At 73.3% G+C, this 20866-nt stretch carries 17 protein-coding genes and 1 pseudogene; 15 read left to right on the top strand and 3 right to left on the bottom strand.

From position 1 onward, the window contains the following. From ABT381_RS27825 to ABT381_RS27850, 6 genes are all read left to right on the top strand, one after another. Positions 1-1061: FAD-dependent oxidoreductase (locus ABT381_RS27825; protein ID WP_351599321.1), on the top strand; the 1061-nt coding region annotated here is incomplete at its 5' end. 1 nt (position 1062) lies between these two features. Continuing rightward, positions 1063-2640, top strand: a complete 1578-nt coding sequence (locus ABT381_RS27830) for a long-chain fatty acid--CoA ligase (RefSeq protein ID WP_351599322.1) — start codon at positions 1063-1065, stop codon at positions 2638-2640. 26 nt (positions 2641-2666) lie between these two features. After that, positions 2667-3515 carry a methyltransferase gene (locus ABT381_RS27835; RefSeq protein ID WP_351599323.1) on the top strand — a complete coding sequence of 283 codons (849 nt, stop codon included), beginning with the start codon at positions 2667-2669 and terminating at the stop codon, positions 3513-3515. Then, positions 3512-5206 carry a CoA transferase gene (locus ABT381_RS27840; RefSeq protein WP_351599324.1) on the top strand — a complete coding sequence of 565 codons (1695 nt, stop codon included), beginning with the start codon at positions 3512-3514 and terminating at the stop codon, positions 5204-5206. Before ABT381_RS27835 ends, ABT381_RS27840 begins: the two co-directional genes overlap by 4 nt. Further along, the gene (locus ABT381_RS27845) at positions 5203-6849 is read left to right on the top strand and encodes a class I adenylate-forming enzyme family protein (protein ID WP_351599325.1); all 1647 of its coding nucleotides are present in this window, start codon (positions 5203-5205) and stop codon (positions 6847-6849) included. Before ABT381_RS27840 ends, ABT381_RS27845 begins: the two co-directional genes overlap by 4 nt. Positions 6850-6946: 97 nt before the next feature. Further along, the gene (locus ABT381_RS27850; protein WP_351599326.1) at positions 6947-8077 is read left to right on the top strand and encodes a PP2C family protein-serine/threonine phosphatase; all 1131 of its coding nucleotides are present in this window, start codon (positions 6947-6949) and stop codon (positions 8075-8077) included. A gap of 34 nt (positions 8078-8111) precedes the next feature. Here ABT381_RS27850 and ABT381_RS27855 read toward each other — a convergent pair whose 3' ends face one another. Then, complete coding sequence (locus tag ABT381_RS27855; protein WP_351599327.1) at positions 8112-8993, bottom strand: DUF5707 domain-containing protein; 882 nt, start codon at positions 8991-8993, stop codon at positions 8112-8114. Positions 8994-9280: 287 nt separating this feature from the next. On the opposite strand from ABT381_RS27855, the gene ABT381_RS27860 reads away from it, so the two are divergent. Both ABT381_RS27860 and ABT381_RS27865 read left to right on the top strand, forming a co-directional pair. Next, positions 9281-9877, top strand: coding sequence for a TetR/AcrR family transcriptional regulator (locus ABT381_RS27860; protein WP_351599336.1), 597 nt, complete (start codon positions 9281-9283; stop codon positions 9875-9877). A 5-nt stretch (positions 9878-9882) separates the two neighbouring features. Beyond that, a complete protein-coding gene (locus ABT381_RS27865; RefSeq protein ID WP_351599328.1) occupies positions 9883-11106 on the top strand; it encodes a GDSL-type esterase/lipase family protein in 1224 nt (407 codons plus the stop codon). Positions 11107-11128: 22 nt separating this feature from the next. Here ABT381_RS27865 and ABT381_RS27870 read toward each other — a convergent pair whose 3' ends face one another. Next, positions 11129-11503 carry a hypothetical protein gene (locus ABT381_RS27870; protein WP_351599329.1) on the bottom strand — a complete coding sequence of 125 codons (375 nt, stop codon included), beginning with the start codon at positions 11501-11503 and terminating at the stop codon, positions 11129-11131. Positions 11504-11832: 329 nt separating this feature from the next. On the opposite strand from ABT381_RS27870, the gene ABT381_RS27875 reads away from it, so the two are divergent. The 7 genes from ABT381_RS27875 to ABT381_RS27905 all read left to right on the top strand — a co-directional run bounded on the left by ABT381_RS27875 (position 11833) and on the right by ABT381_RS27905 (position 20618). Next, positions 11833-12834, top strand: a complete 1002-nt coding sequence (locus tag ABT381_RS27875; RefSeq protein WP_351599330.1) for a LacI family DNA-binding transcriptional regulator — start codon at positions 11833-11835, stop codon at positions 12832-12834. A gap of 24 nt (positions 12835-12858) precedes the next feature. Next, entirely contained in the window at positions 12859-14082 is a 1224-nt protein-coding gene (manD, locus tag ABT381_RS27880; RefSeq protein ID WP_351599331.1) for a D-mannonate dehydratase ManD, read from the top strand. Positions 14083-14125: 43 nt separating this feature from the next. Then, positions 14126-15640 (top strand): mannitol dehydrogenase family protein, encoded by a 1515-nt coding sequence (locus ABT381_RS27885; RefSeq protein ID WP_351599332.1) that lies wholly within the window; start codon positions 14126-14128, stop codon positions 15638-15640. Positions 15641-15697: 57 nt separating this feature from the next. Continuing rightward, positions 15698-16441, top strand: a complete 744-nt coding sequence (locus ABT381_RS27890) for a HalD/BesD family halogenase (RefSeq protein WP_351599333.1) — start codon at positions 15698-15700, stop codon at positions 16439-16441. Between the two features lie 116 nt (positions 16442-16557). Further along, positions 16558-17712, top strand: a complete 1155-nt coding sequence (locus ABT381_RS27895; protein WP_351599337.1) for a low temperature requirement protein A — start codon at positions 16558-16560, stop codon at positions 17710-17712. Between the two features lie 281 nt (positions 17713-17993). Beyond that, positions 17994-19052 carry a type III polyketide synthase gene (locus ABT381_RS27900; RefSeq protein ID WP_351599334.1) on the top strand — a complete coding sequence of 353 codons (1059 nt, stop codon included), beginning with the start codon at positions 17994-17996 and terminating at the stop codon, positions 19050-19052. A 54-nt stretch (positions 19053-19106) separates the two neighbouring features. Continuing rightward, on the top strand, positions 19107-20618 hold the full coding sequence (locus tag ABT381_RS27905) for an acyl-CoA carboxylase subunit beta (RefSeq protein ID WP_351599335.1): 1512 nt from the start codon (positions 19107-19109) through the stop codon (positions 20616-20618). A 7-nt stretch (positions 20619-20625) separates the two neighbouring features. Here ABT381_RS27905 and ABT381_RS27910 read toward each other — a convergent pair. Continuing rightward, positions 20626-20866: pseudogene (locus tag ABT381_RS27910) on the bottom strand (M56 family peptidase); the annotation flags it as partial.

Consider the following 20866-nt stretch of genomic DNA (forward strand, 5'->3'; position numbering starts at 1 on the left):
CTGCGCTGCTCACCGGCGCCGGGCTCGGCCCGCGCGCCCGCCTGGACCTGGCCCGCCTCATGGGCCGGCTCGCGCGGCAGCGCGCGGAGTTCGACGCCGACCACCCGGAGCGCACCCCGCTGGGCAGGACGACCGTCAAGGAACTGGCCGGGCGCTACCACCCCGACCTCCACGACTACCTCCTGCAGCCCATCGCCGGCGGCTTCTTCGGCTGGGACACCGCGCGCTCCGCCGCGGCCCCGATGCTGAGCCTGCTGCTGGACGCGGGCGGGCCGGCGAGCTGGCGTACGTACACGGGCGGCATGGACCTGCTCGCCCGCCGGCTCGCCGCCGGGCTCGACGTGGTCACCGGCAGCGAGGTGCACGAAGTGGTCGCCGACAAGGACTCGGCGGGATTGCGGATCGGCGGCGGCGTCGTCACCGCGCGCGCCGCGGTGCTCTGCGTGCCGGCGCCCGTCGCGGCCCGGCTGCACGCCAACCCCTCGGCGGACGAGGCCGCCTTCCTGTCCGCGTGCACGTTCACGCCGACGCTGAAGGTGAGCTGCCTGCTGGACCGGCCGCTCGGGCCGCGGGCCGGCGGCGAGCCCCTGTACCTCCTCCTCGCCCCGGACGCGGAGGACAGCGTGCTCTCCGGCGTCATCGCCGACCACGTCAAGCACCCGGCGCGGGCCCCCGCAGGCAAGGGCCTGCTGACCCTCATGGCGCACGCGCGGACCATCCCCGAGCTGCTCGCCGCGCCGGAACGGGAGGTCGTCGAGCGCCTCACCAAGGCGGCCCGGCGCTATGTACCGGGCCTGGAGCAGGCCGGTATGCGCAACTTCGTGCACGCCTTCCCGCACGGCCTGCCCGAGGCCACCCCCGCCGCGCTGCGCCGCCGCCCGTCCTTCATGGCGCGCGCCACCGGCCCCGTGGAGTACGCGGGCGACTGGGTGATGCTGCGGCCGTCCTCCGAGGGCGCCGTGCGCGCGGGCGCGCTCGCCGCCTCGCGCGTCCTCAGCCGGCTGCGCGGACCCCGCCCGCACGACACGACCGACCGGGAGACGACGCGTGAAACCGCATGACATGGGGACCCTGTTCGAGGAGTGCGCCGAGCGGGGACACGGTACGGAATTCCGGCTGGACCGGCCGTTCGACATCGCGCCGGAGGCCGGTACGACGCACTCCGTCGCCGGACTGGCCGCGCTCGTGCAGGACATGGCGGGCCGGCTGGCCGCCGCCGGGGCCCGTCCCGGGGACCGGGTGGCGATCGTCAAGGACAACCACTGGGACTACGACCTGCTGGCCTGCGCCGCCGTGCGGATCGGCGCCGTCCCCGCACAGCTCTCCGGGCAGCTCCCCGGCGAGACGCTGCGACTGCTGCTCGAACGCCTCGGCCCCGCCCTGCTCGTGACCACGTCGGGCCTGCTGGAGCGCGCCCGCGCCGAAGGCGCCGACCTGCTGCGGGCCGCGGACGCCTGCGCCGTACTGGACGGCGCGTTACCGGGCACGCTCGCCTTCGAAGCCCTGCAGGGGAACCCCGCGCCCGGCCCCCGCCGACGGCACGACGACGAGCCCCTGGTCATCAACCACACCTCGGGCACGACGGGCGTACCCAAACTGGTGGTGCACTCGACCCGCACGATCATCGGCAAGCTGGCCCGGTTCGAGACCGTGCGGTATCCGAAGATCGGCGTGCGGCGTGACGACACGCTGCTCAACGCCAGCTCGTACGCCCACGGCCGGACGTTCTGCTGGACCGCGAGCGTGCTGTGCCTGGCGCCGCGCCGGATCACGATCGTCACGGGTCAAGACCCGGACGCCGCCGACCCGTTGCTGCGCGCCCACCCGCCGACGGTCGTCGAGGCGCTCCCCGCCTCGTTCGTCCGCTTCCGGCCGCTGACCGCCCGCCTGGACAACCCGTTCCGGCGCGTACGGCTGTACATCAGCACGTACGACGCGGTGCACCCGCCCGTCCTCCGCGCCTACCTCCAGGCCAGCGCGCACCGCAGCCCGCTGTGGATGCAGGGCTGGGGCCAGACCGAGACCGGCCCGCTGACCTTCCGCTTCCACACCCGCCGCGCCGTGTCGGCGGACGAGGGGCAGCGGGACGCCCGCGATCTCGGCCGGCCCATTCCGCTCAAGACCCGGCTGCGGGTGGTCGATCCCGACACGCTCGCGCCGCTGCCGCGTGGCCGCGAGGGGCTCGTCCTGGCCAGGACGGCGGCGCGCGGCCTCGCGTACGTCGGCGAGGACGCCCGCTGGGCGGCGAAGCAGCACGGCGGCTGGTGGAACACCGGCGACATCGGCATCCGCAGCCGCGGCGGCAGCGTCCGGCTGCTCGACCGCGAGGTCGACCGCACTCCCCGACTGAGCTGCCTGCAAACGGAGGACGTGCTGGAGGAACGGCTGCCGCAGGTCCTGGAGTGCGTCGTGCTCGGCAGCCCCGGCGAGGCGCCGCTGCCGGTCGTGGTCACCGCGGACGGCACGCTGGACCGGGACCGCTGGCAGGAGGCGGTGCGCGACCTCCCGACGCTGCGCGAGCCGGCCGTCCTCACCTGGGACGCCGTCCCCCGTACGGGCACGGGCAAGGTCCGCCGCACGGCACTGCGCCGCCGGCTCACCGGCCGTACGGACACCTCGGGCTCCGGCCGGTGGACGTGAGAGCCGGCGCCCGGAACGAGCAGCTCATGTATCGCAGAGAGGCGGGGAGCACACTGAGCCGGACCCTGAAAGACGACACCCTTGGTTACGTCTTCGACAACGACAGCACGCACAGCGAGGAACAGCACCGCTGCCTGGCCGCCGCGTACGACCCGGTGACCCTCGCGCGGCTGGCCGCGACGGGGGTCGGGGACGGCTGGCGGTGCCTGGAGATCGGTTCGGGCGGCGGGAGCGTGGCGCGCTGGCTCGCCGCACGCGTCGCGCCCACCGGCGAGGTGACCGCCACCGACGTCAAACCGCACCACATCCCCGAGACGCCGCACCTCTCCGTGGTACGGCACGACGTGGTGACCGACCCGCTGCCCGAGGCGGCCTTCGACCTCATCGTGGCGCGCCTCGTCCTGCAGCACCTCGCGGAGCGGGGCGCGGTGCTCGACAAGCTGGTACGCGCCCTCAAGCCCGGCGGCCTGCTGCAGATCGACGAGTTCGACACCTCCTACGAACCGCCGCTGCTCGCCCCGGACGGGCGCGCGGCCGAGCTGTACACGGCCTTCCTGCGGGCGAAGGCCGACGCGATGCAGGCGGGCGGCGGCGATCCGCACTGGGGGCGGCAGGTGCCGGCCGCGATGCGGGCCGCGGGGCTCGTCGACATCGACCCGCAGCCGTTCATCGAGGCGCGGCACGCCGGCTCCGCCGGCCTCCGGCTCCAGCTGCACCACACGTACCACCTGCGGGACAAGCTGATCGCCGCGGGCATGACCGAGCGGGACCTGGAAGAGGTACGCGTACTGATGCGGGACCCGTCCTTCCGCGCGGCGTCCAGCGTCCTGTACTCGACACAGGGCCGCCGTCCGCGGATCGGAGGCGGCTCGTGACCGCGCCGGCGCCGCCGGACGGGGCCGCTGTCGCGGGGCGCGTCGCCGCGCGCGCCCTGGACCTCGCGGACGCCCCCAAGTCCGGCCGGTCCGCGTACACGATCGACTGGGCGGGCCCTGTCGGCCTGCCGCTGCCCGACGAACGGGCCGTCCAGGCGGCCTGCGGCATCATGCACGTGCACGGCCGCGCGGCCGGCCGCCCCGCGCCGCTCGCCGTCGACTACGCGTCGGCGGTGGCCGGAGTACTGGCCGCGCAGGGCGCCCTGGCCGTCCTCATCGGCCGGTCCCGGGGCCTGGAGCTGCACCGGGTCCGCACCTCGGTCGCCCAGGCGGCGCTGCTCTCCGTAGCGCAGTACCTCGCCGCCGCGACCGCCGGCGACGACCCGCCGGAGCCGCTCGCGCCCGGCGAGTGCGCCTGGCTGACGGCCGACGGGGTGCACATCGAGGTGGAGACCCTCGACGCCCTTCAGTGGCAGGAGTTCTGGCGGCGGCTCGGCGCGCCTCCCTCCGACGTCGGGCGCGGCTGGCGCCCCTTCCAGCAGCGGTTCGGCACGGCCGGCTGCCCGCTGCCGGCGTCCCTGCACGAGGCGGTGGCCCGTGCGTCGTTCCGGGCCGTGCGGCACGCGGCCGGCGAGGCGGGCGTCAGCGTACTGGCGGTCCGCGAGGACCCGTTCCCGCCGATCGGCATCCGGCCGTGGACCCTGACGCCGTTCCCCGAGCGGGCCGCCGCGCGGCCGTCTCCGGCGACGGAAGCGCCGCTCGGCGGCCTGCGGGTCGTGGAGTCGACCCGGCGGGTGCAGGGACCGCTCGCCGGGCACATCCTGCGGATGCTCGGCGCCGAGGTCATGCGCATCGAGCCGCCGGGCGGCGACCCGATGCGCGGCATCCCGCCGATCGCGGGCACGTGTTCGGCCCGCTTCAGCGCGCTCAACGCGGACAAGACCGTCGCGGAGATCGACCTCACCACGGACGCCGGCCGGCGCGAGGTGCACGAACTGGTCTCCGGGGCCGATGTCTTCCTGCACAACTGGGCGCCGGGCAAGGCCGCGCAGCTGCGCCTGGACGCCGACGACCTGCGCAGGACCCGCCCGGGCCTGGTGTACGCCGGGGCCTCGGGCTGGGGCGACGCGCTGGGGCCCACGCCGCCGGTCGGCACCGACTTCCTGGTGCAGGCCCGCAGCGGCCTGGCCGCCGCGCTCCGCCCCGCCGACGAGCCCCCCGTCCCCTCCCTGATGACGCTCACCGACGTCCTCGGCGGCCTGGTGTCGGCGCAGGGCGTACTGGCGGCCCTGCTCACCCGCATCCGTACCGGTCACGGCGGGCGCGTCGACTCCTCCCTGCTCTCCGCCGCCGCGGTGATCCCGCGCCGCCGCCGACGGGTGGAGTGGACCCCGCTGGACCGTCCGGTGCGGACCGCGGACGGCTATCTCGCGCTCGGCCCGGAGGCCCGCGCCCGGCCGGAGCGGGTCGCGCGGATCACGGGGCCCGGCGCCGCGGCGGACCTCGCCGCGTCCCTCCTCCGCTTCCGCCTCCGCCCGACGGGCTTCTGGTCACCCCGGCTGCACGAGGCGGGCCTGACCGCGACACCTGTCTGCACCGACCTGCGCGACCTGCCCCGCGCCCCGGCCTTCCGCGCGGCCGTGGCGACGGCGGAGCACGCTCATCCGCTCGCACCCTGGGAGTTCGCATGAACGCAGGCTCAGGAGCTCCCGCGCCGACGGCCGTATGGACCTCCCGCGACGGAGTCACGATCCGCGATCTCGTACCGGCGCGGTACCGCCGCGCCTGGGCAGCGCGGGGCCACTGCCCGGACCGCGATCTGTACTCCCTCTTCGCCGAGCACGCCCGCCGGCACCCCGCCCGGGAGGCGGTCATCGACGCGGCGGGCGCGGTGGACTACGCCACCCTCGCCGCCCGGGTGCGCCACCTCGCCGGCGCCTTCGCCGCCGCGGGCCTGGGCGCGCGGGACATCATCGCGCTCCGCCTGCCCAACGGCCGCGAGGCGGTGGCGGCGGAGCTGGCGGTGGCCGCGCTGGGCGCGGTGTCGCTCCCGTACCCGACCGGCCGCGGCACCCGGGACACCCTCAGCCTGCTGACCCGCTCCCGCGCCCGCGGCGCCGTCTTCTCCTCCCCCGACGACGTCGCCCTGCGCTCTCAACTACCGTATCTGCGCGCCGTGTTCGCCCTCGGTGACGTGCCCGGAGCCCGCCCGCTCGACGGGCCCGCGCACACCTTCCCGGACCCGCCGTCCCCCGACCCCGAATCCCCCGCCCGCATCCTCGTCTCCTCCGGCTCCGAGGCCGAGCCGAAGATGGTCGCCTACTCGCACAACGCGATGGCCGGCGGCCGGGCCGCGTACATCCGGTCCCTGCACCCCGCCGGCTCCCCGCCCCGCCACCTCGTCCTCGTCCCGCTCGCCTCCTCGTTCGGCTCCTGCGGCACGCCCGTCACGGTCGCGGCGCTCGGCGGCACGCTCCTCGTCCAGGAGTCCTTCGATCCGGCCGCGGCCCTCCGCATGATCACCGAGCACCGGCCCACGCACGTCTTCGGCGTACCGACCATGCTCCGCCGCCTCGCCGACCACCCACCGCTCCCGGCCGAGGACCTCACCGGTCTGCGGGCGGTGGTCTCCAGCGGCGCCGCGCTGCCCGAGTCCACCGCCGACGCCTGCCGGCGGCGCTTCTCGCGCCCGGTCATCGCCGTGTACGGCTCCTCCGACGGCGTGAACTGCCACACCGCGGCGACCGGCCTCACCCCGGAGACCGGCACCGGCCGCCCCGACCCCGCCGTGGCCGCCATCCGCATCACCGACGGCCGCGGCGACCCGCTCCCCCCGGGGCAGCCGGGCGAGATCTGCGCCCGCGGCCCGATGACGCCGCTCTGCTATGTCGCGAGCCCGGAGCTGGACGCCCGCTACCGCACCGCCACCGGCTGGGTGCGCACGGGCGACCGCGGGCTGCTGGACGCGCACGGCCGGCTGCACGTCCTCGGCCGGCTCCGGCAGATCGTCGTACGCGGCGGTTACAACATCAGCCCCGCCGAGGTGGAGCGGGAGCTGGGCGCCCACCCCGCCGTCGCCGAGGCCGTCTGCGTCGCCGTGCCGGACCCCGACCTGGGCGAGCGCCTGTGCGCGTGCGTCCGCGAGCTGCCCGGTACGACGCCCACGCTGACCCTGCCGGACCTCACCGCGTTCCTGGAGCGGGAGCGCGGCCTCGAACGCCGAAAGCTGCCCGAACTTCTCCTCCGGCTGCCGGAAATGCCGCTGGGCCCGACGGGCAAGGTCTGCCGCCGGACCCTGACGGCGATGGCGTCCGCGACGCCGCGGCGCGCCTGAGAGACTCCGCTGGTGGCGCGCCCGGGGCAGGTACCGTTCGGCCGCGTTCGGCTTGCCGTGAGCTGCCTGCGGCGTTCCGGGCGGGCAAGATGGCCTGATGAGGGAGTTGGCAGTGTGGTCGCGGACGCGTCATTGGATTCCGGCGGCGGTGATCGTTCTCGCGGTGCTGGTGGAGCTGCTGTCGCCCCCGGCCGTGTCGTCGGCGCCGCTGCTGGCCGTCGCGCCGGTGGCGGCGGTCTCCCTCCTCCGGCCGGCGGGCATCATCGCCGTCGGCCTCGCCGCGATGATGGCGCACGCGGGCCTGGCATACGCCGACGGTTCCTTCGGCTGGCAGGCCGGCATCGCCAACCAGGTCACCCTGCTGGCCGTCACCGCACTGGCCGTGGGCCTGGACCGGTCCCTGCGCTCGCAGCACGCCAGCGCCAGCCGGGCGCGGTACGCCGCCGAGGTGGCCCAGCGGGCCGTCCTGCCCCGGCCGCCCAGCAGGCTGGGTGACCTGCGGATCGCGGCCCGCTACGTGCCGGCCGAGGACATGGCCCTGATCGGCGGGGACCTCTTCGTGGTGCAGGAGACCCCGTTCGGCGTCCGCGCGATGGTCGGCGACGTGCGCGGCAAGGGGCTGGCCGCCGTCGCGGCCGTCAGCGTCGACATCGGCGCCTTCCGCTTCGCCGCCGACCACTCGCCCGACCTGCCCGATCTGGTCCAGGTCATGGAGGAGTCGCTGCTGCGCGAGGGGCGGCGCCGGGACGGCCCGGACGAGACGGAGGGGTTCACGACCGCCCTGATCGTCCAGTTCAGCGCGGATCTGGAGCAGGTGCAGCTCGTCAACCGCGGGCACCCGGCGCCGCTCCTGCTGTACGCGGACGGCCGGGCGCGCGTACTGGAGCCGGCGGAGGAGGCGCCGCCGCTGGGCATCACGACCCTGGGCGACTGGGCGTCACCGGTGGACACATACGCCTTCCCGCCCGGGTCGATGCTGCTGTGCTTCACCGACGGCGTGACCGAGGCCCGCGACCGCGCCGGCACCTTCTACGACCCGGCCGACCGGGTGCCCGGCATGATCCACGACTACCTGCACCAGACCGGGCATCTCCCGGAGCCGTCGGCCGTCCTGGACTTCCTGGCCCGCGACGTCAGCCGCCACAGCGCCAGCGCTCCCCAGGACGACCAGGCCCTCCTCGCGCTCCACCGTCCCCTCCCCCACCAGGACCTGCTCACTCGCCGGTGACCGGGCCCCGCCGGAGAAGGGGACGTGCCGGGCGTCAGCGCACGTCGACGCAGTCGCCGGTGGAGGTCACGGCGGGGGTGGTGGAGGTACCGGCGAAGCTGTACCGCCAGCAGGTGTCGGTGCTCGCGGTCCGGGTGGTCTTCACCTGTCCCGCGGCCGAGCCGCTGCCCGAGGTGTACGTCTTCAGCGTGGAGTACGTGCTGCCGCTCGCGGCACGCGACTGGAGCTTCACCGACTGCTGGGTGTAGCCGGCGTACTTGTAGGTGTCCCAGTTGGCGCGCGTCAGCAAGCCGGAAATGGTGATGGTCCTGCCCTTGACGACCGGCTCGGGCGAGGCGTTGGCGGTCAGCTTGGAGTAGCGCTTCATCGAGAAGGACTTGACGTTGTCCTGCTGGACGTAGTCCGCGTCATTGCCCTGCGCGAGCGCCCACACCTTCCAGGTGCCCGCCGCACCGTTGAACAGGTGGGACTGCGGGTCGATCGTGAACGTCTGCGTGCACTTGGCGGTGGTGGACGAGGTCGCCGTGCAGCCGGCGTACTCCTCGTTCGGGGTGACGCCGGTGTCGATGTCGTCGAAGGTGGCGCCGCCGTGCCACAGGAGGGCGGTGGCCGAGTCGATGCCCGAGTCGTCGGTCGCGGTGAAGGTCACCGTCACCGTCTTGGTGTTGGTGGTGCCCAGGACCACGTCCTTGCCGCCGTTGACGACGACGTCGGAGATGGTCGTGTCGCCGTACCCGTCGTCGGCGGCGGCGGCACGCAAGCCGGCCGGCGCGGCCTTCGGCTGCTTCGCCGAGGCGGCCTGCTGCACGGAGCTGTCGTGCGCGGTACGGGCGGCAGCGGCGGCATCGCCCGCCTGCCCGGCGTCGGCCTGCGCGACCGGGATCGCGAGAGCCGTCAGGGCCAGAGCACCGCTCACGGCGGCGGCAGTGGCGCGTCTACGCATGGTGTTCCCCAAGTGGAGAAGGGGGCCCGGAACTGGCTGCTCACAGGCCCGAAGGTTCGAAGGAGTCTGTTGACTCGACGGTGAAGATCACCCGGAGAACCGAAAGGTTGTACGGGTGGGGAGGAAAATCCCAACGCCAGGTGAACGACCCAGGTACCTAACGGGCACCTAACAGGGCCTAGCAAGTGCATGGATTTGCCTAATACTATTAGGCAACTGCATAATCGCTTCTGGCTGACTGCTGACTGGAGGACGGCATGGTGCGGCGCGTAGGGCTGACCACGGAGCGCCTGACCCGGGCGGGGGCGGAACTGGCCGACGAGGTCGGGTTCGACCAGGTGACCGTCTCGGCGCTCGCCCGGCGGTTCGACGTGAAGGTCGCGAGTCTGTACTCGCACGTGAAGAGCTCCCAGGACCTCAAGACCCGGATCGCCCTGCTCGCCCTGGAGGAACTCGCCGACCGGGCCGCCGCTGCGCTCGCCGGGCGGGCCGGCAAGGACGCCCTGGCCGCCTTCGCGAACGTCTACCGCGACTACGCCCGGGAGCATCCCGGGCGCTACGCCGCGGCCCAGCTGAGGCTCGACCCGGAAACGGCGGCCGCCAGTGCCGGCGTCCGGCACGCGCAGATGACCCGGGCGATCCTGCGCGGCTACGACCTGACGGAGCCCGACCAGACGCACGCGGTCCGGATGCTGGGCAGCGTCTTCCACGGCTACGTCAGCCTGGAAATGGGCGGCGGCTTCAGCCACAGCGCCCCGGACACACAGGAAACCTGGTCGCGGATGCTGGACGCCCTCGACGCACTGCTGCGGAACTGGCCCGCGCCCCCGAACACCCCCGTCACCCCAACAGGTTGAGACACATGCGCACCGAGCACACCGAGCAGACCGAGCACACCTGGATCACCACACCCATCACCGCCGACCTCCTGCGCGGCGCCCTCGACCTGGAGCGCACCGCGCACGGCGTGCTGCCGCACCGGCTGCCCGCCCGGGCCCGCAAGCAGATCCCCGACGGCCAGCTGGCCATGGCGGAGTCCCAGCCCTCCGGCGTACGGCTGGTCTTCCGCACCCGTGCCACCGCCGTCGAACTGGACACGCTGCCCACCAAGCGAGTCTACGTGGGCGCCCCGCCCCGCCCGGACGGCGTGTACGACCTGCTCGTCGACGGCCGGCTGGCCGACCGGGGCAGCGTCACGGGCGGCAACACCCTGACCATCGACATGACCACCGGTTCCGCCACGACCGAGCCCGGCCCGGTCGGCACCCTCCGCTTCACCGACCTGCCCGGCCCGTCCGACCCGTCCAGTCCGTCCGACCGCGTCAAGGACGTCGAGATCTGGCTGCCGCACAACGAGGCCACCGAACTCGTCGCGCTGCGTACCGACGCCCCCGTCGAGCCCGTGCCGGACCGGGGCCGCAAGGTGTGGCTGCACCACGGCAGTTCGATCAGCCACGGCTCCGACGCCGCCAGCCCCACCACCACGTGGCCCGCGCTCGCCGCCTCCCTCGCCGGCGTGGAACTGATCAACCTGGGGCTGGGCGGCAGCGCCCTGCTCGACCCGTTCACCGCCCGTACCCTGCGGGACACCCCCGCCGACCTGATCAGCGTCAAGATCGGCATCAATCTGGTCAACGCCGACCTGATGCGGCTGCGCGCCTTCGCCCCGGCGGTGCACGGCTTCCTCGACACCATCCGGGAAGGGCACCCGACCACACCGCTGCTGGTCGTCTCGCCCCTCTTCTGCCCGATCCACGAGGACACCCCCGGCCCGGCCGCTCCGGACTTCAGCAACGTCAGTGCCGGGAAGCTGAGTTTCCGGGCCACGGGCGACCCCGCTGACCGCACCCGCCTGACGCTCAACATCATCCGGGAGGAGCTCTCCCGCCTCACCGCCGCACGCGCGACCGAGGACCCGAACCTGCACTACCTCGACGGCCGCGAGCTCTACGGCCGGGCCGACTTCGCCGAACTGCCGCTGCCCGACCAGCTCCACCCGGACGCCGCCACCCACCGCCGTATCGGCGAACGCTTCGCCGAGGTGGCCTTCACTGCCAACGGCGTCTTCGCGGACCGCGACGCCTGACCCCCGGCCGCCGACGCCCTCTTCACACGTCGAACCCCTGCTCCGCCGCGCGGAGCCATTTTCTGGTGGCCGACAGGTCGGCGCGGGCCCGGCTCAGTACCACGTAGAAGAAGATGCCGTCGTTCCGGCAGCGGGAGAGGGGACGGATGAGGTGGTATTCGTCATCCAGCGTGATCAGGATGTCTTCCATCCGGTCGGGGCTGTAGCCGAGCGTTTCGAGCGCGGCGAGTTTGGCCCGTACGACATCGGTGTCCACCAGCGCCGCCTTCTCCAGGTCGGGGCCGGCGGGGTGGCCGATGGAGCCCAGCATGAGCCGACTGTAGTAGTCGACCACGGAGACCCCGAGGACACCGTCGATCTGCAACAGGTCCCGCAACGTCTGATCGATGCCGGTCACGGCCCACCTGCTCCCGCCCCCCGATGCTCGCGCCCACACGTCATCGTTGCAGGCAGCAAGACATGAACCCGCTGCTTGATCAGAACCGTCGTCACTTGTTGCGGCCCTGGTCGAGAATGTATGGGAGGCAGCCGGTTGTGGCCGTGGGGCGGCGGGGCCGTGGGTGGTCGGCGGTGCTGCGGCGGCGCGCGAAGCCACGGGCAGACACCATTGACAAGCTTGCGCAATATTGCCGAACATAAGGCGGGTCAATCTCTGGCCCGACGACCGCAGGTAGTGCGGCGTCGCGTTTCCCGCCAGGAGGCAAGATGGGCTGCACCCTCACGGACGTGGCCAAACGCGCAGGCGTCGCGCTGTCCACCGCATCCCGCGCGTTCAGCGAGCCGGACCGGCTGGGCCCGGAAACCTTGCGCAAGGTTGTCGAGGCCGCCCGCGAGCTCGGTTATGAGGCGCCGCCGGGCCGGGTGAGCGGTGGCAGGGGCCGGGACTCCCAGCAGGACACCGTCGCCGTGCTCGTCCCGGATGTCGCGAACCCGGTGTTCGGCTCCTTCGTCAAGAGCGCGCAGCGCGAGGGCTGGCACCGCCGGCTGGCCGTCGTACTGGCCGACACGGACTTCGACCCCGCGCACGAGCGGGAGCTGATCGGGCACCTGTGCCGGCGCGCGGCCGGGCTGATCGTCTGTTCTCCGCGCCTGGCGGCCGAGGAGGTGATCGGGCTGTGCGGTGACACGCCGCTGGTGCTGGTCAACCGGGAGACCGACCGGGCCGATTGCGTGCTCGCCGACGCGGGTGAGGGGCTGCGCCAGACCGTCGCCTACCTGGCAGCGCTCGGCCACCGGAAGCTCGCCTACGTACAGGGGTCCGCGCGCTCCTGGTCCAATGCCCACCGCGTCGCGCTGGCCCGCGCGCTGACGGCGGAGGCCGGGCTCGAACTCGACGTGCTGGGGCGGCAGTCGGAGACCGCCGCCGGCGGCACCGCGGCCGCGGCGAGCGTGCTGGCCTCCGGCGCCACCGCCGTGCTCGCCCACAACGACCTCGTGGCCCTGGGCATCGTTGCCGGCGCCCGCGCACTCGGCGTACGGGTCCCGGCGGACCTCAGCGTCGTCGGCTTCGACGACATCCCCTTCACCGAGGTCACCCACCCGGCTCTCACCAGCGTCGCCGTGCCCATGGCGCGGGCCGGCGCGAGCGCGGTGGAGCGGATTTCCGCGGCCCTCTCCGGCACGGGACGCGCCCGGCCGGAGACCCTGCGGCTGACCACCCAGCTGCACGTCCGCGGCTCGACGGGCCCGGTGCCCGCAGCCGCCCCCGCGCTCCCCGCCCGCTCCTGACCGGAAGTCCCCGAGGAGTACCTGATGAGCAAGCCCGACCGCATCGTGGCCGCCGATGTCCTGGTCACCAGCCCGACCCGCAACTTCGTCACCCTCAAGGTCACCACCGAACAGGGACTCGTCGGCTGGGGCGACGCCACGCTCAACGGCCGCGAACTGTCCGTCGCCTCCTACCTCCGCGACCATGTGGCCCCCCTGCTCATCGGCCGCGACCCCGCCCGCATCGAGGACACCTGGCAGTACCTCTACCGCGGCGGCTACTGGCGCCGCGGCCCCGTCACGATGACCTCCGTCGGCGCGGTCGACCTGGCCCTGTGGGACATCAAGGGCAAGGCCGCGGGGCTGCCCGTCTACCAGTTGCTCGGCGGCGCCGTACGCGACCGGATCCTCTCCTACACCCACGCCACCGGCTGGGACGTACCGCAGCTGCTGGACTCCCTCGACGCCCGGCTCGCCCAGGGCTTCCGGGCCGTACGGGCCCAGACCGGCGTCCCCGGCCTGGACATCGTGTACGGCGTCGCCAAGGACGGCGCCGCGTACGAGCCCGCCGGGCGCGGCCTCGCCCCCGTCGAGGAGACCTGGGACACCGACGCCTATCTCCGGCACGCGCCCGAGGCGTTGGCCGCGGCCCGCTCCCACCTCGGCCCCGACGTCAAGCTCCTGCACGACGCCCACCACCGCCTCACCCCCAACGAGGCCGCCCGGCTGGGCCGTTCGCTGGAGGACCTCGACCTGTTCTGGCTGGAGGACGTCACCCCCGCCGAGAATCAGGAGGTGCTCCGCCCCCTCCGCGCGAAGACCACCGTTCCGCTCGCCATCGGGGAGGTGTTCCACACCGTCTGGGAGTGCCAGAGCCTGATCACCGAGCAGCTCATCGACTACGTGCGCTGCTGCGTCACCCACGCCGGCGGCATCAGCCATCTGCGCCGGATCGCCGCCCTCGCCGACATCTGGCAGATCCAGCTCGGCCCGCACGGCCCCTCCGACGTCTCCCCCGTCGCGCTGGCCGCCTCGCTCCACGTGGGCCTGGCCACGCCCAACTTCGCCATCCAGGAGTACATGGGGTACGACCCGCTGGTGCACGAGGTGTTCCAGCACTCCTGGTCGTACGAGGACGGGCATCTGCACCCCGGAGACGCGCCAGGGCTCGGCATCGAGGTCGACGAGGACCTCGCGGCGCGCCATCCGTACGAGCCCGCCTACCTGCCCGTCGCCCGCCGCCGCGACGGCTCGATGACCGACTGGTGACCCGGCCGCCGCAACGACGACCACCGCAAGGACGTACCCGCACATGACCACCGCCTCCGCCCGCGCCGCCCGGCTCACCGCCGCCACCACACCGGCCGGCGCACTGCTGCACCACCGCACCCTCACCCCCGCCGAGACCGGCGTCGTCCACCTCGGCCTCGGCAACTTCCACCGCGCCCACCAGGCCGTCTACACCGCCGCCGCGCTCGCCCGCGAGGACGGCCCGTGGGGCGTCCTGGGCGTCGCCGGGCGCTCCGCGGGCGTCGCCGACGCGCTGCGCGCCCAGGACCTGCGCTACACCGTCGCCGAGGTCTCCCCGGACGGCCTGCGCTGCACCGTCCCCGCCGTGCACACCGGAGTACTGGTCGCCGCGCGGGAACCCGAGCAGGTGCAGCGAGCGCTCGCCGCCGCCGGCACCCGCGTGATCTCCCTGACCGTCACCGAGCATGGCTACACGTACTCGCCCCGCACCGGCGGCCTCGACCTAGACCACCCGGGTATACGGGCGGACCTGCGTGGCAACCGCCTCGCCCCGCAGACCACCGTGGGCCGTATCGTGCGTGCCCTTCAGGAGCGCGCCGCCACCCACGGCGCCCCGGTCACCGTCCTCAGCTGCGACAACCTGATCGGCAACGGCGACCACACGCGTCGCCTCGTCGAGGAGTTCACCGCCCAGCTCCCGGCCGGCGAGCGCGAAGAGCTCAGCGCCTGGATGGCCGCCGGGAACGTCACCTTCCCCAACACGATGGTCGACCGCATCGTGCCGGCGACGACGGACGCGGAGCGCACCGCCGTCGCCGAGGCGCTCGGGCTGCGCGACGACGTCCCGGTACCGGCCGAGCCGTTCACCATGTGGGTACTGGAGGACCGCTTCGCCGCGTCCCGTCCCGCCTGGGAGGCCGGCGGCGCGCTGTTCGCCGACGACGTGGAGCCGTACGAGCTTCTGAAGGTCCGGCTGCTGAACGGCACGCACTCGCTCATCGCCTACCTGGGCGCCCTGGACGGCCGCGACACCATTCCGGAGTCCACCGCGCAGCCCTTCGTCACGGAGGCGGCCCGCGCGGTCCTGTGGAACGAGTACTTGCCCGGTCTCACCGTCCCCGACGGCATCGACCTGGAAGCGTACGTGACCCAGCTGTTCACCCGCTGGGCCAATTCGGCGCTCGGGCACCGCACCCGGCAGGTCGGCTCGGACGGCTCCGTCAAGCTGCGCCAGCGCGTCCCCGGCCCCGCGCTGCTCCAGCTGCGGTCCGGCCGGATGCCGCATCACCTCGCCCTCACCGTCGCCGCCTACCTGTGCTGCCTGGCCCCCTCCGCCGGCTTCGATCCGGGCGAGCACGCGGCCGCCATGGCGGACCCGGCCCGCGACCACCTCGCCGCACTGCGCGCCCGCACTCCTGACGGCCCGTCGTTCGCCACCGCCGTACTGAACGACGGCCTCCTCGGCGACGACCTCCCGGAACACCCCGAATTCGCCGCGCGGACCGGCGAGTTCATCGACCTGATCCACACCCGTGGCCCACGCGCGGCGGCCACCGAAGCCGCCCGCTCCGCCTGACCGGCAATGCGGCGATGTACTGCTCGCACACGCGGGTGAGCTGTCACGGTAACCGTCATGACATTGCTGAGCGAAGCCGTTGCCGCGTTCCGCCGGCACGGCGCGGTGAAGGTACCGGCACCGTCGCGGGAATTCCGTCAACTGGCAGATGAGGCACGGGCATTGGCGGAGCAGTACGGGGTCCGCCGGGAGCTGGAGTTCGCCGAGACCGGGCACACGCCGCGGCGGATGCGCAACGTCCGCTGCCAGGAGATCAGCGCCCACGGGCGCGCCATCCCCGCCCTGTACGACTCCCCGGAGATCCGCGCCGTCCTCGGTGAGGTGGCGGGCGAGGAGGTCCTCACCTGCCCCTACGAGCCCGAGCGGTTTGTGATCACCGAGCTGCGCGAGTCCGGCGACACCCATGGCTGGCACTGGGACGACTACAGCTTCGCGCTGGTCTGGGTGGTCGACTGCCCGCCGCCGCGCGACGGCGGCTCCGTCCAGTACGTACCCGGCACGACCTGGAACAAGGCCGATCCGCAGCTGCACCGGCAGCTCGCCGCGGGGCCGGTGCGGACCCTGGACCTGCGCCCGGGCGACCGCTACCTGATGCGTACCGACACCACCCTGCACCGCGTCACTCCCCTGCGCCGCGGCCGTCGGCTGATCGTCAACATGGCGTACGCGGCCCGCCGCGACCTGGCCAAGGAGATCAGCCACACGACCATGGACGGCCTCTGGGCCCCGCCGGCGTCACCGGGCGACCAGGCCGGCCGCGACGTCGGTGGTGACGCCGGTCGGCCGGGAGGCGGCGAGTAGCGGATGCGTACGTCCGCGAGAGGGTGGAAGGGTGGGACTGCCATCGAGCGAGGACAGGGAAGGCAGAGCACGTGAGCGACGAGAGTACGTGGCGTGGTGGAGTGATGCGACGGGCGATGCGGGGGCGTGACCCGGGTGAGGAACACCGTGCTTCGACGCCGCTGGAGCTGCTGTTCGACCTGACGTTCGTGGTCGCGGTCTCGCAGGCCGCCGCCGAGCTGCACCACGCGCTGGCCGAGGGGCACCTCGGCGCGGCGCTGTCCGGGTACGCCGCGGTGTTCTTCGCGATCTGGTGGGCGTGGATGAACTTCTCCTGGTTCGCCTCCGCCTACGACACGGACGACGTGCCGTACCGGCTGCTGACCCTGCTGCAGATGGCGGGGGTGCTGGTACTGGCCGCGGGCGTACAGTCCGCATTCGAGCACGGCGACTTCACCGTGGTGGTCGTCGGCTATGTGATCATGCGGGTGTCGATGGTCACCCAGTGGCTGCGGGCCGCGGTGGAGCATCCGCAGGGCCGTGGCGCGGCCGTGCGGTACGCCGTCGGGATCATCGTCGTGCAGGCCGGGTGGATCGCCCGGCTGTGGACGCCCGAGGCGTGGGCGTGGGTCACGTTCGTGGTGCTGGTGGCCGCGGAGCTGGCCGTGCCGGCCTGGGCGGAGTACCGGGGACGGGCCACGCACTGGCACCCCGGCCACATCGCCGAACGCTACGGCCTCTTCACCATCATCGTGCTCGGCGAGGTCATTCTCGCCGCCTTGGCGGCCGTGCGGTCCGCCGTGAGCGAGGGGGGACTGACCGCCGGGCTGTTGATGATCGTCGTCGGCGGTCTGCTGCTGGTCTTCTGCCTGTGGTGGACCTATTTCACCGGCCCCGAGGTCGCCCTGCCGAATCTGAAGACCGCCCTCACCTGGGGATACGGCCACTACGTGATCTTCGCCGCCGTCGCCGCCCTCGGCGCCGGCCTGGAAGTGGCTCTGGGGGCCACGGAGCACCACGGGCACCTGTCCGTCCGGGGCGCGGCGCTGGCCGTGGCCGTGCCGGTGGCGATCGTCCTGGTCGCCCTCGGCGTCCTGCACCGCCTGACCGGCACCGGCGCCGTGGGGCACGAGCTCTTGGTGGCCGCCGGCGCCCTCGTCGTGCTGGCGTTGGGTTTCGCCGCCCCGGGCATCGGGGTGGGCGGCGCGGTACTGGGAATGGGGCTGGCCGTCGCTGCCACGCTGGCCGCCAACCTGATCGGCATCCACCGCCGCACCGCCGCCGCGGCCTGACCCGCGGGGAGCTTTACCAGGAGATTGCCCACCGGCCGAAGACGCCGGTGAGGTGATCAGGAAACTCGGGGAACCGGCAGGTCACACGGCCTGCCGGCGCCCGTGTGCCGTCGGCGGCGGCGCCCGGTCATGGGCGGCCCGGTGCGCGGAACGGCGGTCGGTGCCGCTCGGGGACATCGTCGCCGCATGCGGGAAACCGCCTCCTCGTGCAGGGTGGAGGGAGTGGACCGCACCCGCGCGTTCGGCCGTCACCCGGCCGTCCCCGACGGAAGAGCACCACCGTGACCACTCTCTGCAAGCCCTCCGTGGCCGTCCCCGAACACGAGATCACACTGCGGGACAGCCTCGACCTCGCCCGCAGACTGCACGCGGGAAACCCGCAACTGCCCCTGGTGCTGCGGCTCATCGAGAACACGGGTGTCCGTACGCGCCGCCTGATCCAGCCCGTAGAGCAGACCCTGCGGCATCCGGGCTTCGAGGCCCGCAACGCCCTCTACGTGGAGCATTCCAAACGCCGCGTCCCGCCGGTCGTCGACCAGGCCCTCGCCAACGCCGAGCTGTCCGCCGAGGACGTCGACGCCATCGTCTACGTGTCGTGCACCGGCTTCACGATGCCCTCGATGACGGCGTGGCTGATCAACGAAATGGGTTTCCGCCCGGAGACCCGGCAGATACCGATCGCCCAACTGGGCTGCGCGGCAGGCGGCGCGGCCGTCAACCGGGCCCAGGACTTCTGCGCCGCCCACCCCGGCGCCAACGTACTGATCGTGGCCTGCGAGTTCTGCTCGCTGTGCTACCAGCCCGCGGACGACGGGGTCGGTTCCCTGCTGTCCGACGGCCTGTTCGGGGACGCGGTCGCCGCCGCTCTGGTCCGCGGGACCGGCGGCATTGGAGTACGCCTGGAACTCAACGGCTCGTACCTGATCCCGCACACCGAGGAATGGATCCGTTACGACGTACGGGAGACGGGCTTCCATTTCCGGCTGGACAAGCGCGTACCGACCACCATGGAACCGCTAGCCCCCGCGCTGCGGCAACTCGCGGCCCAGCACCTGTGGAACGCCTCCGCACTGGACTTCTACATCGTCCACGCCGGCGGGCCGCGGATCCTCGACGACCTGAGCCGGTTCCTGGACGTCGCGCCCTCCGCGTTCCGGCACAGCCGGGCCACGCTCACCGAGTACGGCAACATCGCCAGCGCCGTGGTCCTCGACGCCCTGCGCCGGCTCTTCGAGGAGGGCTCCGTCGCGGAGGGCGGGCAGGGCCTGATGGCGGGGTTCGGCCCCGGCATCACCGCGGAGATGACGCTCGGCTCCTGGACGGGCGAGGCCGCTCCATGACCAACGGAGCGGTCCCGCAGGCGCATTGGGACACCCCTCATCAGAGGACACGCCATGCCTTACACCGACCTCCACCAAGTCTCCTCCTCCGAGCGAAGAGCGGCCCCGCCGCCCAAACTGACGGCCCCGGAACGCATGGCGCTGCTCTTCGACGAGGGCACGTACACCGAGCTCGAGCCCCTGCGGCGGCACTGTGCCACCGGCTTCGGGCTGGAGGACAACCGCCCGTACGGCGACGGGGTGGTGACCGGCTGGGGCTCCGTGTACGGGCGCACGGTGTTCGCCTACGCCCATGACTCCCGGGTCTTCGGCGGATCCCTCGGCGCCGCCCATGCCGCGAAGATCCACAAGGTGATGGATCTGGCGCTGACCTCGGGAGCGCCCCTGGTGAGCCTCAACGACGGCGCGGGCGCCCGCATTCAGGAGGGGGTGAGCGCCCTGGCCGGGTACGGCGGCATCTTCCTCCGCAACGCGCGGGCGTCCGGGGTGATCCCGCAGATCTCCGTGATACTCGGCCCGTGCGCCGGCGGGGCCGCGTACTCGCCGGCCCTGACCGACTTCGTGTTCATGGTCCGCGGCCCCTCGCGGATGTACATCACCGGCCCGGACGTGGTGCACGCCGTCACCGGGGAACGGGTCTCCCACGACCGGCTGGGCGGCGCGGACGTGCACAGCGGGGAATCGGGGGTGGCCGCCTTCGTCCACGACGACGAGGCCGACTGCCTCGACGACGTGCGCTATCTGCTGTCGCTGCTGCCGTCCAACAACCGGCAGTTGCCGCCCGAGGAGCCCTCGGCCGACCCGCCCGACCGGGCCTGCGAGGCGCTGCGGGACCTGGTCCCGGCCGACGGCAGCCGCCCGTACGACATGCGCGAGGTGATCAGCGAGATCGCCGACGACGGGGAGACGTTCGAGGTCCACGAGTCCTGGGCGCGGAACATGGTGTGCGCGCTGGCCCGGCTGGACGGTCATGTCGTGGGCTTCGTGGCGAACCAACCGCTGGTCCTGGCCGGTGTGCTGGACATCGGCGCCAGCGAAAAGGCCGCGCGCTTCGTCCAGTTGTGTGACGCCTTCAACATCCCGCTGGTGACTCTCGTGGACGTGCCCGGCTTTCTGCCCGGCGTCGCTCAGGAGCACCAGGGCATCATCCGCCACGGGGCGAAGTTGCTGTACGCGTACTGCAACGCCACCGTGCCCCGCGTCTCCGTGGTGCTCCGCAAAGCCTACGGTGGCGCGTACATCGTCATGGACTCGCGCTCCGTCGGCGCGGATCTCTCCTTCGCCTGGCCGTCCAACGAGATCGCCGTGATGGGCGCCGAGGGCGCCGCCGACGTCGTCTTCCGCAAGGAGATCACCGCGGCCGAGGACCCGAGCGCGGTGCGGGCGCAGCGCATCGAGGAGTACCGCAGGGAGCTGATGCACCCTCAGCACGCCGCCGAACGGGGCCTGGTCGACGACATCATCGACCCGGCCGACACCCGGTCGATCCTGGCCCGTTCCCTCGCCATGCTCCGCACCAAGCACGCCGACCCGCCCCCGCGCGACCACGGGAACCCGCCGGCCTGACGGTTGGTCAGCGACTCACCTCGCCCTGGGCGACCTCGACCCGGTGGTGGAAGTCGAGCACGCCGTCGGCCGCGGCGGAGAAGGAGACGGCCGCGTGGACGGCGAGGAGCAGGGCGATCCAGGAAGCGGCCCGGGTGTGGCGTCGGGGAGCCGCGAGCAGGGCCGCCACTCGCTGCGGGACGGGGCCGGCGGTCGCGGCGGAGGCGAAGTCCGGCCGGGCGGAGCGGGTGACGCCGGTGGCCAGTGCC

This window comes from Streptomyces sp. NPDC000151 (genome assembly GCF_040301705.1).
Lineage (GTDB): Bacteria > Actinomycetota > Actinomycetes > Streptomycetales > Streptomycetaceae > Streptomyces.